The sequence below is a fragment of the Bradyrhizobium sp. HKCCYLRH1030 genome, assembly GCF_051168395.1.
In the GTDB taxonomy this organism is placed as follows: Bacteria; Pseudomonadota; Alphaproteobacteria; order Rhizobiales; family Xanthobacteraceae; genus Bradyrhizobium.
The window spans coordinates 375,992-390,149 of record NZ_JBNPUY010000007.1 but is presented as its reverse complement, the minus strand read 5'-3'; the positions used below and the strand labels follow the sequence as shown (position 1 = coordinate 390,149).

Genomic DNA, 14,158 nt, shown 5'->3' with positions numbered 1-14,158 from the left:
CTTCTCGTCCGTCGAACGTTTCGCTCATTTGCGGAGGAGTCTTCGAACCAGAAACAACAGTCCAGCGGCCTGCAAACCGGCGGCATCGCCGCCGCGCCGCGATGATCATAACAAAATCTTGCAACGTCTAACGAGCAAAAATCGCAGGCCTCCTCCATTGTGACGGCAAGCCAAGGCTGATGATCAGCGGGGAGGCTGCGATGCCCGGTATTGGAACCCGTCCGAAAGACGACATTGTTCAATCTCATCTGGCCGCCAATTTCGGCGACCAGGCCGACTGGGACTTGGTGCTGCGGGAATCGCATCATCGCATGAAGAACACGCTGACGCTGCTCGGTGCGTCAGTCCGCCGCGATCTGACGCGGGCGAGGCCCGGCGAAGTGTCGGCTGCCGTGGACCGGTTCGAGCGGCGCCTCGTCGCCTTCGGCAGGCTCTATCAATTTTTATCGAATGACGAGGGTCGTCCGGCGGTAGCCGTTGCGACGTTCTTCGAGGCACTTTGCGCGGCGGTGTCCGAGGCAATTCTGGAACCTGCGGGGATCCGTTGTGAAGCCGCCATTGAGGACGGGATGCTGCCCGCATCGCAATGTCATCGGCTCGCTCTGATGCTGACCGAGCTGATCACCAATGCCGCCAAGCATGCCTTTCCGACCAGGAACAATGCCCTGATCCGCATCGACGTGCTCCAGCGCGACGGCTGCTGGCTCTGCACAGTGACCGACAACGGGATCGGTGCGACCGGTCCGCTTCAGGGCACCGGGAGTCGTATTCTGGAAGGCCTGGCGCGAAGCATCCACGCCCGGATGCACGGTGAGACCGGACAAGACGGCACGCGCGTGACCATTGCCATGTCAGCCCTCGCCGATTGAAGTTGGTCTGCTGGATTGTTGCCGACGACGGGGCCAGCCTCGGAAGCGATCACGACAGATCCGCCAGCAGCCGCTTTGCGGCAATCAGATCCGCGGTATCGAATCCCTCCTCGAACCTGTCAAACACCGGCCGGAGCGTCTGGTGCGCGGCCCTTCGTTCGCCTTTGCCGGCCAACACCACCGCAAGATCATGCGCTGCGCGCAATTCCCAGCCTCGCGCACCCTGACTGCGACTCAACGCCAGGGACTCCGTGAGACAGGCCTGGCCGGCCTCAATGCGCGGCGGGACCATCGACAGAAGCAATCCTGCCTTCACCCGCAACAGTTCCGGCATGTAGCAGGTGTCGCCATGACGACCGACATGCCGGATCGTCTCATCGAGGTGCGCGATTGCCGCGTCGAGCCGGCCCGTCGCTGCGAGTCCTTGAGCCAGCGAGATGTCGAACTCGGTGGTGATGAGTTCGTAACGCACGGCGTGGATTTCTGTGAGGGACGCGCGCAGGCTCGCAACGCCCTCGATGGCATCGCCTTGTCGAATGGCGAGCTGCGCCATGCGCGCACGCCCGACCGCCGCGAGCGGGCCGAGCGAATTTGACTCGGCCATGGTGATGGACGCTTCGATATGTCTCTCGGCGCTGCGCAGGTCTCCGGTCCATAGGAAGATCGATGCGGACCACGCGAGCAGGACGGTCACCGAGGCCGGATGATCCATCTGCCGCGCGCCATCGACGAACTCATGAACGCGCTGCACGGCCTGGGCCGGATAGCCCTGCAGCCACAGCGTGCGTGCCAAGGCGATGCCGGCCCGGTAATGCCTGTCATGGACAAGATAGATCGTGCTGCTCTGTTGCGCGGGCGACCAGGTCTTGAACAGTTCCTCGAGCTCCATGCGCGCGCCGCTCAGATCGCCCTTCATCAGCAGCGATCGGCCCAGGATGGAATGTGCGAGCGCAAGGGCTGCCGGGTCATCGACATCATCGGCAATGGCGCGGCACCGCAGCGCAAAGGATAGCGCAACATCGAAGTTGCCGCCCCTGAAATGGAACATGTGGAGCATGCCGAGTAGACCTGCTTCATTGGAGGAGTCATGCTCTTCCTGTGCGACCGCCAGGCTACTGTTCAGGGCAGCGTGTGCTTGCTCATTTTCTCCGTAAAGATGCATGGACGAAATGCCGAGGCCAGCCTGCAGATGCATCTGCTCCGATCTGCTGGCAGCCTGGCCGGCGGCCAAGGCCCGTTCCGTCCAATGATGGCACTCAGGCAGCAGCGACATGGCCAGCAGGACTGGCGCGGCGGCGGCTGCGAGTTCCACGCCGGTTCGCAGGTCGCCGTTCGGCCCGAAGCACCATTCCAGCGCAGCGCGAGCATTGCTGACGGCGGCAAAATAGGGAGCCCGTTCTGTCCCAGACATGAGGCTGGACCATTCGGAGCCGGCTCGCTTGAGCCAGTCCCTGCAATAGCAGGCATGGCGAACGGCCAGCGCCGCGGCCTCGCGGTCGTCGACCGCCCTGTCGAGCGCGTAGGTGCGCGTGGTGTCGAGCAGGCGATATCGCATGACGGTGCCGAGCGAACGGGTCGCGACCATGGATTTGGCGACCAGGCTATCGATCGCCGCAAACACGTCGGCCTGATCGAGCCCGCCGCCGGCCACGACGGCGAGTGCAGCGTCCAACGTGAAGTGACCGACGAAGATCGCAAGCCTGCGCAGCACCCTGCGCTCGATTTCGGAGAGCAGGCCGTAGCTCCAGTCGAGTGTCGCCTGGAGCGTCCGCTGACGCGGCGGTGCCGTACGGGGCCCCGCCCACACTTGCGACAGCCGCCGGTCGAGAAGAGCCTCCGTCTCGTTCAAGCCGTAGACGTCGACGCGGCGTGCGGCGAGCTCGATCGCAAGTGCCACACCGTCGAGCTTGCGGCAGATGCGTGCGATGATGGCAGCATCGGAATCGTCCAAAGCCAGATTGGCACCGCTGGCCATTGCGCGTTCGACGAACAGCCGGGTAGCCGGAAACGTCCGGACTGTGTCGGCCGACAGGTGCTCCCGGTCGTCGACAGGAAAGGCAAGCGGGTCCAGCCGGTAGACATGCTCGCCCTCGACCTGGAGCGTTTCGCGGCTGGTGGCGAGAATATGGACCTGCGGCGCGCTATTGAAAATGGCCGCTGCGAGCACTGCGACGGCCGCGATCAGGTGCTCGCAGGTATCGAGAACAAGCAGAAGAGACTTGTCCGTGAGATGGGCTATCAGGCTCGACGTCACGTCCTGGCTTTGTACGGGCAGGCCGAGCGTGGAGGCGACGCCGGTGGCGACAAGACGGGGGTCGCTCAGCATGCTCAGATCGACGAAGAGAACTGCGCCGTTGAAGACGGTGCGTAGTTGATGGGCAGCCGCCACCGCGACGGTGGTCTTGCCAATGCCGCCAGAGCCTACGATGGTCACAAATCTATTGGCGGAGAGCTGGTTCAACAGCCTTTCGAGGTCGTCCTCGCGATCGATCATCGCACTCAGCCGGTTGGGCAGATTGTAGTGCGCAAACGCCGGCGAACCGTCGGGGAGGGGATGAGGCTGGTTGCGAACCAAGCGGGGCGTGCGCGAGATCGCCGCGACAAAGCTGTAGCCGCGGCCGGGTGTTGTCGAGATGTAGCGCGCGCCGTCCTTTCCGTCGCCGAGCACCTTACGAAGGGCCGCGACGTGGACGCGCAGGCTGCCCTCTTCGACCGCGATGCCGGGCCAGACCTTCGCGATCAGCTCAGCCTTGTCGATGATCTCGTGGGGACGCGACGCCAGCGTCATGAGAATTTCAAAGGCCCGCGACCCAAGTTCCACCCGGACACCATGTCTCGTCAGCTGCCTCTCGCTGACGATCAGCTCAAACGGACCGAATGAGATCGTGTCATGCCTCTGCGCTGGCGGCGCCATCGTTGCGTAGCCCTTCTTTAGCGCGTTGGAACTGGTCTGAAGTTTAGGCCGGAAGCCGCGTCGGCGCCAGATCTTCGGGCAGGCGTGACGGGTCGCCCAAGCTGCTCGCAACAGCTAACGGCCTTTAACAACCCATAACGCGCAATGCGTCCCGGATTGCGCGACGGTGATCGTGCGGATTGTGAATTTGGAACCAACAAGCTAGGGAGGCCGCCATGACTACGACCGAGACGAGCCGGCAAGCCGGCGTCAAGCGCTCGACGTCGCGCGGAGTTGATCTGAAGCTCGAGGTCATTGTCATTCCCGTTTCCGACGTCGATCGCGCGAAGTCCTTCTACACGGTTCTGGGCTGGAGTCTGGACGCCGATTTTGCGTCCGGCCCGGACTACCGCGTGGTCCAGTTCACGCCGCCCGGCTCGGCCTGCGCGATGATCTTCGGCACGAACGTCACGGCAGCGGCGCCCGGCTCGGCGCAAGGCCTGTACCTCATCGTCTCGGATCTCGAAGCCGCTCGCAAGGAGCTGCTCGGCCGCGATGTCGATGTCAGTGAGCCATTCCACGACGCTGGCGGCAATTTCATTGGGCCTGATGAGCCATACCTCTTCGGCCGCCGTCGCGTCGACGGCGTGGACCCCGGGCGTCGCAGCTATCGTTCGTTTGCGTCGTTCAGTGATCCCGACGGCAATGGCTGGCTCCTGCAGGAGGTGACCGCACGACTTCCTGGACGCGTGGAGCCTGCCGGCACATCTTTCAGGTCGTCGTTAGAACTCGCTGCAGCGCTGCGGCGCGCGGCGTCCGCGCACGGCGAGCACGAGAAGCGCGGGGGAGGGCACGACGATAATTGGGCGGACTGGTACGCCGACTACATCGTGCGTGAACAGTCCGGCGAGCCCTTGCCGTCCTGATGCGTGACAATGGGATCAATCATCGTGATGGCGCAGCGTTACCTCGATGGTGTCGAGGGTCGCAGCGCCGCGATGCTCGGTCCATCCGCGACGCATCGCCTCGACTTTGCGCACGGGATCCATGGTGGGATGCGCGCATCGCGCGTCTCGCGACGGTTAACGCGGTCTAACAATCCATAACGGGCAAATTGCCTGCGCTTGCGCCAATTTGTTTTTAGCACGAACCGATCGATCCACTTCGACTTCGGTCACCGTCGCCAGCGAAACCAGGGAGATTGACAATGTCGACACAGATGCGCACCGATGTCCTGAATCCCGACCGCCGCCAGTTGCTGGGTCATGCCGCGATGGGCGCGGCTGCCGCCGGCATGGCGAGCCTGCTGCCGCTCAACCAAGCGAAGGCGACGGCGGGCGACGTGATCCGCCCATTCCGGGTGGACGTTCCCGAGCAAGATCTGCTTGACCTGCGCCGCCGCCTTGCGGCCACGCGGTGGCCGGATCGCGAGATCGTCGCCGACCAGTCCCAGGGCGTGCAGTTGGCGACGGTCCAGCAGCTCGTGCGCTATTGGCAGACCGGCTACGACTGGCGCAGGATGGAAGCACGGCTGAATGCCCTGCCGCAGTTCGTCACCGAGATCGACGGCGTCGACATCCATTTCATTCACGTGCGCGCCAAGCACGAGAATGCGCTGCCGATGATCGTCACGCATGGGTGGCCCGGCTCGGTCATCGAGCAGATGAAGATCATCGGTCCGCTGACCGATCCCACGGCGCACGGCGCAAGGGCATCCGATGCGTTCGATCTGGTCATCCCGTCGCTTCCGGGCCACGGCTTTTCCGGCAAGCCGAAGACGTTAGGCTGGGACCCGCAGCGCGTCGCGCGTGCATGGGTCGTGCTGATGAAGCGGCTCGGATACACGCGCTATGTGGCCCAGGGCGGGGACTGGGGCAATGCTGTGACCGAGCAGATGGCGCTGCTGGCGCCGCCCGAGTTGCTCGGCATTCACACCAACATGCCCGCAACGGTTCCTGATGAGATCGCCAAGGCACTGCAGCCGGGCGGGGTGCGTCCATCCGGACTCTCCGCCGAGGAGAACCATGCCTACGACCAGCTCGACGATTTCTACAAGCACGGCCTCGGCTATGCGATCGAGATGTCCAACCGGCCGCAGACGCTCTATGGCCTCGTGGACTCGCCGGCGGGCCTCGCGTCCTGGATGCTCGATCATGACGCGCGCAGCGCCGCCATGATCGCGCGCGTGTTCGACGGAACGACCGAAGGCCTGTCGCGGGACGACGTCATCGACAACATCACCCTCTATTGGCTGACCAATACGGCCGTGTCGTCGGCGCGCTTGTACTGGGAGAACAAGCTTGTCTTCTTCGAACCCAAGCACATCAAGATCCCCGTTGCCGTCAGTGTCTTCCCGGACGAGATCTATGCGGCGCCGCGCAGCTGGACCGAGAAGGCCTATCCCAAGCTCATCCACTACAACCGCCTCGACAAGGGCGGGCACTTCGCCGCCTGGGAGCAGCCCGCGCTGTTCTGCGCCGAAATGCGCACCGCATTCCGTCCGCTGCGCCAGTCGATCTGAGACGAAACAAGGACGCGTACCAAAGCGCGTCCTCTCATTCAGGACCATGTCAGGAGTGCAAACCGTGAATCGACCAGAACCCAGTTTCACGACCCAGGAAATCAAGCTGGAGCGCCGGCTGCCGTCATATTGGCGTGTCACCTTCGACATGCCTCCGGTGAACATCTTCGGCCCGAGACACCTTCCGCAGCTCGGCGACATCATCACCGCGATCGAGACCGATCCGCAGCTCAAGGTCGTGGTGTTCGACAGCGCCGTCGATGGCTTCTTCATCACGCACTACGATTTCCTCGCACCTCTCGAAGACTCCCTGCAGGTCCCGCCCGGTCCGACCGGCCTTCAGGCGCTTCCGGACATGTTGGTGCGCCTCAGCCGGGCGCCAGTCGTGTCCATCGCCGCGATCCGAGGACGCGCGACCGGTGTCGGCAGCGAGCTCGCGCTCGCCAGCGACATGCGTTTCGCCAGCCGCGAGAAGGCCATCCTATCGCAATGGGAGGTCGGCGCGGGCTTGGTGCCCGGCGGCGGGCCAATGGCGCGGCTGCCGCGCCTGATAGGTCGCGGCCGCGCACTCGAGGTGTTGCTCGGCGCTGACGACATCCATGGCGATCTCGCCGAACGCTATGGTTACGTCAACCGGTCGCTGCCGGATGCTGAGCTCGACGGCTTCGTTGAGGCGCTCGCCATGCGGATCGCATCCTTCGACAAGGACGCGATCGCCGAGACCAAACATCTCGTCGATGTCGCAAGCCTGCCGCCGGACGTCGAGATCAAGCCGGAGTGGGACGCGTTCCTGGCCTCGCTCGGCCGTCCGGCAAGCCGGAACAGGATCAAGGCGCTCATGGCGCGCGGCTTCCATCGCGCCGGCGATGTGGAGAGCCGGCTGGGCTTCCACGTCGGGCAGATCGGCGACTGAAAATAGTGCTGCGGCGGTCGACGACCGGGCGCGGAGCGCCGGCGTCGACAAGAACCCCGGCGCGACCGCCACTCGTGCCGGCCAGTCAAGAACAAAGGAACCTGATCATGAGCTTTACGATCAACATCAATGGAACACAGCGCAGCGTCGACGTCGACGGCGACACGCCGCTGCTCTGGGTGCTGCGCGACGTGCTCGGCATGACCGGCACCAAGTTCGGCTGCGGCCAGGCGCTGTGCGGCGCGTGCACCGTCCACCTCGACGGCTCTGCCATTCGCTCGTGCATCACGGCCGTCGACAGCATCGGCGACTCCAAGGTGACGACGATCGAAGCGATCGGCGCGACGCCGGCGGGCGAGCGGATCCAGAAGGCCTGGCTCGACCGCGAGGTCGCCCAGTGCGGCTACTGCCAGTCCGGCCAGATCATGTCGGCGACGGCGCTGCTCGCGGACAACCCGCATCCGACCGATGCCGATATCGACGATGCCATGAGCGGCAACATCTGCCGTTGCGGCACCTATGTCCGCATCCGCGAGGCGATCAAGCTCGCCACGCAAACGCGCGTGAAGGAGGGCTGACCATGATCTTCGATCGCACGACATCCCGCTCGCCCCAGGCGAGCCTTTCCCGCCGAAGCTTTCTGGTCTCCGCCGCGATGACGGGCGGAAGCCTCGTAATCGGCCTCACGCTGCCGCTCGGCCAGAGCAGCGCCACGGGCGCGGAGGATTTCGCGCCCAACGCCTTCATTCGTATCGGCCAAAACGGCGAGGTCGTGCTGACCATGCCCTATGTCGAAATGGGTCAGGGCACCTATACGTCGATCCCGATGCTGATCGCCGAGGAGCTCGAGGTCGATCTGAAGCAGGTGAGGCTCGAGCATGCGCCGCCGGACGAGAAGCGCTACGTCAATCCGCTGCTGGGCATTCAGGCGACCGGCAATTCGAACGCCATGCGAGGTGCCTGGAAGCCGCTCCGCGAAGCCGGTGCCGCTACGCGCCTGATGCTGATCGAGGCGGCCGCGAAGCGGTGGGGCGTCGAAATTAAGTCCTGTCATGCCGAAGCGGGCGAGGTCATCCATCGCCCGAGCGGGCGGCGCCTGTCGTATGGCGACCTCGTCGCGGATGCGGCGCGTCTGCCGCTTCCGACAAACGTGGTGCTGAAGAGCCCGGCGGAATTCAAGCTGATCGGAACGCCAGCCAAGCGGCTCGACGCGTCGGGCAAGGTCAATGGTTCGGTGGTCTACGGCATCGATGCCCGTCCGCCGGGAGTGAAGATCGCGACGCTGGCGCAATCGCCCGTGTTTGGCGGCCGCGTGAAGAGCGTTAATGACGGTGCCGCCAAGCTGGTCAAGGGCGTGCGCCAGATCGTTCGGCTCGAGGATGCGGTCGCCGTCGTCGCCGATCATATGGGGGCCGCAAAGAAGGGGCTGGAAGCTCTCAAGATCGAATGGGACGAGGGTGCCAACGCCGCCTTGGCCACCGAGGACGTCGCGCGCGAGCTCGAGCAGGCCACCCTCAGAACTGGCCCGGTCGCGCAGAACATCGGTGACGCCGGACAGGCGATGGTGAATGCCGCGACACGGATTGCCGCGAGCTATCACGTGCCGTTTCTCGCACATGCCACGATGGAGCCGATGAACTGCACGGTGCATGTCCGCGGCGGAGCATGCGAGATCTGGCTCGGCACCCAGGCGATCGCGCGAGTCCAGACAATGGCGGCGAAGGCCGCCGGTTTGCCGATCGAGCAGGTGATCGTCCACAATCATCTCATCGGTGGTGGCTTCGGGCGCCGTCTGGATGCGGATGGCGCGGTCCGCGCGGTCCAGATCGCAAGGCAGGTCGACGGTCCCGTGAAGGTGGTGTGGACGCGCGAGGAGGACATCCAGCACGACATGTACCGGCCCTATTGGGTGGATCGCATCGAGGCGGGCCTGGACAAGGATGGAAGGCCTGTCGCCTGGACCAACCGCTTCGCCGGCTCGTCGGTGATCGCGCGCTATCTTCCGCCCGCCTTCAACAACGGTCTCGATCCGGATACGACGGAAGGCGCGATCGACCTGGTCTATGCGCTTCCGAATTTCCACGTCGAGTATGTGCGCGTCGAGCCGCCGGGCATCCAGACGGCGTTCTGGCGCAGCGTCGGCCCTTCGCACAACGTTTTCGTTACCGAGAGCTTCATCGATGAGCTGGCGGCGGCTGCCAAGCAGGATCCTGTGGCCTATCGCCGCGCGCTGCTCGATCACAATCCGCGGGCGAAGGCGGTGCTCGACCTCGCCGCGGAAAAGGCCGGGTGGGGCGCTCCACTGCCGTACGGGTGGGGGCGCGGCATTGCCCTGCAGAACGCCTTCGGGAGCATTCTGGCGCAGGTGGCCGAGGTCGAGATCGCGAAAGACGGCTCGGTCCGGGTTCATCGTGTCGTCTGCGCGATGGATTGCGGCACCGTGGTCAATCCGGATACGGTTCAGGCCCAGCTCCAGAGCGGCGTGATGTTCGGTGTCACCGCGGCGCTCTATGGCGAGATCACGCTGAAGAACGGCCGTGTGCAGCAGGCCAATTTCGATAGCTATCAACTGCTGCGCATCAACGAGGCGCCGGCCGTCGAGGTCCACCTCGTCAACAGCGTGGAACCGCCGGGAGGAATGGGCGAGGCCGGCACGTCCGGCATCGTTCCCGCCATCGCCAACGCCGTGTTTGCCGCCACAGGCAAGCGGCTGCGGAAGATGCCGATCGACCCCAACGCGCTCAAGGCGTGAACGGAACCACCACCAGCAAGGAGTAACAGCATGATCCGCAAGGCAACGGCATTTTGGCGCGGCACCGGCAGGGACGGCAGTGGGCACCTGTCCAGCGAATCCGGCGTGCTCGCCGAGACGCCCTATTCGTTCAAGACCCGTTTCGAGAGCGAGAAGGGCACCAATCCGGAAGAGCTGATCGCGGCCGCGCACGCGGGCTGCTTCACAATGGCGCTGGCGTTCGGCCTGCAGCTGGCGGGCTTCACGCCGACCGAGCTTTCCACCGAGGCGGCCGTCACGCTCGAGCCGGACGGCAAGGGTTTCAAGATCAGCAAATCGGCGCTCACCTTGCGCGCCAAGGTGCCGAACCTCGACGAGGCCGGCTTTGCCCGCATCGCCGCTGAGGCTGAGAAGAATTGCCCAGTGTCGAAAGTGCTCAACGCTGCGATCACGCTCGACGCCAAGCTGATCTAGGCGAACACGGCAGGGAGCGGGGCATGGCCCACCGGGATCCGCGTTTCGGCCGGGCGCGCGGCTGGCCGTCATGGTCGGCCGTCCCGTCGAGCCTGGGTCTCACGTCGTCCGATGGCAAGCCGGTCTGAGGGAACTGCTTTGCTTGCCATTCAATTGTCAAAGCGCGAGACTTTGTCTTCAATCTCTATGCCCGCTGAAACGCCACCTCGAACAATTGGAGCACGTCAGATGACGACAGAGCGCGCAGTGCTTGCCGGAGGCTGCTTTTGGGGCATGCAGGATCTCATCCGCAAGCAGCCGGGCGTGATCTCGACCCGGGTCGGCTACACCGGTGGAGAGGTGAAGAACGCGACCTACCGCAATCACGAAGGACATGCCGAGGCGATCGAGATCATCTTCGATGCCGCGACGACGAGCTACCGGACGATGCTGGAGTTCTTCTTCCAGATTCACGATCCCACCACGCGCGATCGTCAGGGCAATGATCGGGGATCGAGCTACCGTTCGGCCATCTTCTACACGACGGACGAGCAGAAGCGGGTTGCCGAGGACACGATCGCTGATGTCGAGGCCTCGCATCTCTGGCCCGGCAAGGTGGTCACCGAAGTCGCGCCCGCCGGCGAATTCTGGGAGGCCGAGCCCGAGCATCAGGACTATCTGGAACGTTTTCCGGACGGCTACACATGTCACTTCATCCGCCCGGGCTGGAAGTTGCCGCGGCGCGAGCCCGAAGCTGCGTGATCAGGCGCCGGGCCATGCGCATGTCGGCGGTATCAGCCCCCTCGGTCAGCCGTCCGCAGATCGTCTCGAGAACCTCCGTCGCCTCCGCGGTCCGGCCCTGATCCATTCCGAGGCGCGCGATGCTGATCGCGCATCTCAGCTCCCAGAAGCGGGCGCCGTGTCGGGCTGCGATCGCCATGGCCTCGCGAAAGTAATTCTCGGCGCCGGCCGATTGCTCCCCGTCCCTGAGCATCAGTTCGCCCTTAATGCGGATCAGCTCCGGCAGATACCACCGCTCCTGCCGATCGTCGCAGCGCTTCAGGATGTCCTCAATGGCGGCGAGGCCGCGATCGACCTGGCCGGCCTCGCCAAAGCACGCGGCCAGTTCGCCAAGCAGGGGAAGAAAGCGTGGCAGGACGCGGGCGTCGCCGGCGCGATCGAGCTCATCGCGCAGCAGCGCCAGGCCTGCCGCGCTATCCCCGCGCCTCGACACGATCATCGCATTGAAGGAGCGAGCCCAGAGACTCCAGAGTCGGATCCCGTAGCGGTCGGCGTGTCCGAGCAGCTCAGCGCCATGGCGTTGCGCGGCATCATGGTCGCCGGCGAAGAAGGCGAGAAGGCAGGCGCTCTGTCCGAGCACGCTGCAGAAGGTCAGCGCGTGGCCGTTCGCTCGTCCTTCCTCGATGTTGCGCGCGGCGAGCTCCTGCGCCTGGTCGGCCAGGCCCTGTAGCCACAGGATGCGAGCCCGGAAGTATTGCGTTGAGACCCTGAGATCGAGCGGAAAGATCTTCGGCTTCTCGGTAAGCACATGCAGGGAGGCATTCACCCGGTCGATACGGATCCGGGCCTCGGTCTGGTCGCCGAGATAATGCAGCGCGACGGCCATCAGCCGGTCGGCGAGCATCAGGTCGGTCTTGTCGGGGGAGCTCGCCGCGATGGTGGTGAATCGTTCGGCAAGCGCGCGCGCCTTGCCGAACTGACCATTGTTGAACTGGTCGATGCACAATCCCCACAGCGCCCGCAGCCGGAAGTCCTTGTCGTCGAGCCGGTCCGCGAGCTCGAGCGTTTCCTCGAGGATCGGGCGGGCTTCGCGCGCGCGGCCTTCGCCGTACATCAGCGACCAGCCGAGGGCGCTCAGCAGCTGCATGCGAAGCCGATCCACTCCGTCGGCATTGTCGTCCAGCACCGCAAGCGCAGTCCGCGTCCGTTCGCGGCATTCGGCGAGCAGCGACAGGCGCACCCACAGCGTGACGGCGGCGGCCGTCAGCGCAACGCCGAGCGCAGCGTCGCCGTCGGCGGAGAAGGCCCACTCCAGTGCCGCGCGCACATTGTCCAGCTTGCCGCCATACGTGCTCAACCATGCGTGCAGTGGCGCCGATGTCTCGGTTTCGGCGCGATTGAGCACATCGCGGAAGTACTCCGCGTGGCGCTGCGCAAGACGCCTTTGCTCTCCCGACTCGGCGAGCTTTCCGAGCGCGTAGGTTCGTGTCGTGTCCAGCAGGCGGTAGCGCAAGGTCCGCGCGCCGGACGGGACGATCAGCGATTTGGCGACGAGGTTGTCGATCGCCTCGCTCGTTTCGGCCGCGCTGAGCCCGTCGCCGGATGCGACGGCTACGGCTGCCTCCGGCGTAAACGGTCCGACGAACACGGACAATCGTCGCAGGACGGTGCGTTCCGGGTCCGGCAGAAGATCGTAGCTCCAATCCAGCGCCGCGCTCAGAGTCTGGTGTCGCGGAATGGCCGTGCGCCGGCCGCGCCATTGCAACGAGAAGCGGCTGTCGAGCAGCGACGCCGTGCCGGCGATGCCGTAGGCGTTGACCCGGCCGGCCGCCAGCTCGATCGCAAGCGCGATGCCGTCGAGGCGGCGGCAGATGTCGGCGACGAACGGCGCGTCTTCCGCGCTGAGCTCGAATGGTCCGGAGCCCTGGGCGATGCGTTCGACGAACAATTGCGCCGCGGGGTAGGCGAGGATCTCCGCAACGCCGAGATCGTCGCGCTGGGGCGGACAATCCAGCGGGAACAATCGAAAGATCCGTTCGCCCTCGCTGCGGAACGACTCCCGGCTGGTGGCAAGGACGTGCAGCATCGGCAGGTCGCGGACGAGGCGTTCGGCGAGCGGCGCCAGGGTCTCCAGCAGATGCTCGCAGCTGTCGAAGATCAGCAGCGTCCGCTTGTCCTGCAGATTTGCCAGCAGCGCCGGGAGCGGATCGTCCGCGTTGACGGCGAGCCCCACCGCGGAGGCGATGGCGGTTGCGGCGAGCCTGGGATCCCGCAGCGGTCCGAAGTCGATGAAGACAACCTGCCCGGCGAAGTCAGCGGAGCGGCGATGCGCGACAGTGACCGCGACGGCGGTCTTGCCGATGCCGCCCGGGCCGACCACGGTGATGAAGCGGTGCTGCGAGAGCCCGCTTGAAATCTTCTCGACGACGTCCTCCCGCCCGATCATCTTCGCGAGCGACGGCGGCAGCGGTGCGCGAGGCGCGGCGGCTTCGACGGCGGCAGGTGCGACCGGCGGTTGGGTGAGCGGCGCGGCAAAGCAGTAGCCGCGCCCAGGAACGTTCACGACATAGCGGGCCGACTTGCCGCCATCGCCCAGCACCTTGCGCAAGGCGGCGATATGGAAACGAAGGCTGCCTTCGTCGACATGCACGTCGGCCCAGATGCGCTGGACCAGCTCCCGCTTGTCGACGACCTCGCCGGGCCGCTGGGTCAGGGCGATGAGGATGTCAAGGGCGCGACCGCCGATATGAAGCGGCGCGCCATCCTTTTCCAAAAGCCTGGACTTGGGAAAGAGGCGAAATGGCCCAAATGAAATGGCCGAGTCCTGAGTGTCGTTATCCGGCACGCGCCAACGTCCCCTCGGCAGGGAAACTGCATGGTTTTTCTGTACCAGATCGAGGCGTGGAGTAAACTGGTGGAAGCGGCAGGACCAGCCTGGTGCGCAGCCTGGTTCCCGAGCCACGTGGCGAGGACTTGCTCGTTCGAACGAGTGGCCCAATCCATGCCGGGCCCGATCGGCAGACTGCCGGTTGGCAAT

At 65.0% G+C, this 14,158-nt stretch carries 10 protein-coding genes; 8 read left to right on the top strand and 2 right to left on the bottom strand.

The window, feature by feature from the left end:
- The first annotated feature begins 200 nt into the window (after nucleotides 1–200).
- Entirely contained in the window at nucleotides 201–869 is a 669-nt protein-coding gene (locus tag ACQR1E_RS22415; RefSeq protein ID WP_250171823.1) for a sensor histidine kinase, read from the top strand.
- A gap of 49 nt (nucleotides 870–918) precedes the next feature.
- Here the strand turns inward: ACQR1E_RS22415 and ACQR1E_RS22410 are convergent, their stop codons facing one another.
- Nucleotides 919–3,783: an ATP-binding protein gene (locus ACQR1E_RS22410; RefSeq protein WP_434897565.1), complete on the bottom strand. Its 2,865-nt coding sequence runs from the start codon at nucleotides 3,781–3,783 to the stop codon at nucleotides 919–921.
- A gap of 215 nt (nucleotides 3,784–3,998) precedes the next feature.
- Here ACQR1E_RS22410 and ACQR1E_RS22405 point away from each other — a divergent pair, with 215 nt between their 5' ends.
- The 7 genes from ACQR1E_RS22405 to msrA all read left to right on the top strand — a co-directional run bounded on the left by ACQR1E_RS22405 (nucleotide 3,999) and on the right by msrA (nucleotide 11,142).
- A complete protein-coding gene (locus ACQR1E_RS22405; protein WP_434897564.1) occupies nucleotides 3,999–4,688 on the top strand; it encodes a VOC family protein in 690 nt (229 codons plus the stop codon).
- A 281-nt stretch (nucleotides 4,689–4,969) separates the two neighbouring features.
- Complete coding sequence (locus ACQR1E_RS22400) at nucleotides 4,970–6,283, top strand: epoxide hydrolase family protein (protein WP_250171820.1); 1,314 nt, start codon at nucleotides 4,970–4,972, stop codon at nucleotides 6,281–6,283.
- A 64-nt stretch (nucleotides 6,284–6,347) separates the two neighbouring features.
- A complete protein-coding gene (locus ACQR1E_RS22395) occupies nucleotides 6,348–7,196 on the top strand; it encodes an enoyl-CoA hydratase/isomerase family protein (protein ID WP_315802213.1) in 849 nt (282 codons plus the stop codon).
- A 107-nt stretch (nucleotides 7,197–7,303) separates the two neighbouring features.
- Entirely contained in the window at nucleotides 7,304–7,774 is a 471-nt protein-coding gene (locus tag ACQR1E_RS22390) for a (2Fe-2S)-binding protein (RefSeq protein WP_250171818.1), read from the top strand.
- 2 nt (nucleotides 7,775–7,776) lie between these two features.
- On the top strand, nucleotides 7,777–9,948 hold the full coding sequence (locus tag ACQR1E_RS22385) for a molybdopterin cofactor-binding domain-containing protein (RefSeq protein ID WP_434897563.1): 2,172 nt from the start codon (nucleotides 7,777–7,779) through the stop codon (nucleotides 9,946–9,948).
- Between the two features lie 30 nt (nucleotides 9,949–9,978).
- Nucleotides 9,979–10,401, top strand: coding sequence for an OsmC family protein (locus tag ACQR1E_RS22380; protein WP_250171816.1), 423 nt, complete (start codon nucleotides 9,979–9,981; stop codon nucleotides 10,399–10,401).
- 228 nt (nucleotides 10,402–10,629) lie between these two features.
- Complete coding sequence (gene msrA / locus ACQR1E_RS22375) at nucleotides 10,630–11,142, top strand: peptide-methionine (S)-S-oxide reductase MsrA (protein WP_315802215.1); 513 nt, start codon at nucleotides 10,630–10,632, stop codon at nucleotides 11,140–11,142.
- Here the strand turns inward: msrA and ACQR1E_RS22370 are convergent.
- The gene (locus ACQR1E_RS22370; RefSeq protein ID WP_434897601.1) at nucleotides 11,093–13,966 is read right to left on the bottom strand and encodes an ATP-binding protein; all 2,874 of its coding nucleotides are present in this window, start codon (nucleotides 13,964–13,966) and stop codon (nucleotides 11,093–11,095) included. The two genes, msrA and ACQR1E_RS22370, sit on opposite strands and share 50 nt — an antisense overlap.
- Nucleotides 13,967–14,158: the final 192 nt, after the last annotated feature.

What these genes read in the sequence shown, in the direction of transcription:
- ACQR1E_RS22400 (WP_250171820.1), top strand. Translation starts at nt 4,970, where the DNA reads ATGTCGACACAGATGCGCACCGATGTCCTGAATCCCGACCGCCGCCAG.
- ACQR1E_RS22390 (WP_250171818.1), top strand. Translation starts at nt 7,304, where the DNA reads ATGAGCTTTACGATCAACATCAATGGAACACAGCGCAGCGTCGACGTC.
- ACQR1E_RS22405 (WP_434897564.1), top strand. Translation starts at nt 3,999, where the DNA reads ATGACTACGACCGAGACGAGCCGGCAAGCCGGCGTCAAGCGCTCGACG.
- ACQR1E_RS22415 (WP_250171823.1), top strand. Translation starts at nt 201, where the DNA reads ATGCCCGGTATTGGAACCCGTCCGAAAGACGACATTGTTCAATCTCAT.
- ACQR1E_RS22385 (WP_434897563.1), top strand. Translation starts at nt 7,777, where the DNA reads ATGATCTTCGATCGCACGACATCCCGCTCGCCCCAGGCGAGCCTTTCC.
- ACQR1E_RS22410 (WP_434897565.1), bottom strand. Translation starts at nt 3,783, where the DNA reads ATGGCGCCGCCAGCGCAGAGGCATGACACGATCTCATTCGGTCCGTTT.
- msrA (WP_315802215.1), top strand. Translation starts at nt 10,630, where the DNA reads ATGACGACAGAGCGCGCAGTGCTTGCCGGAGGCTGCTTTTGGGGCATG.
- ACQR1E_RS22380 (WP_250171816.1), top strand. Translation starts at nt 9,979, where the DNA reads ATGATCCGCAAGGCAACGGCATTTTGGCGCGGCACCGGCAGGGACGGC.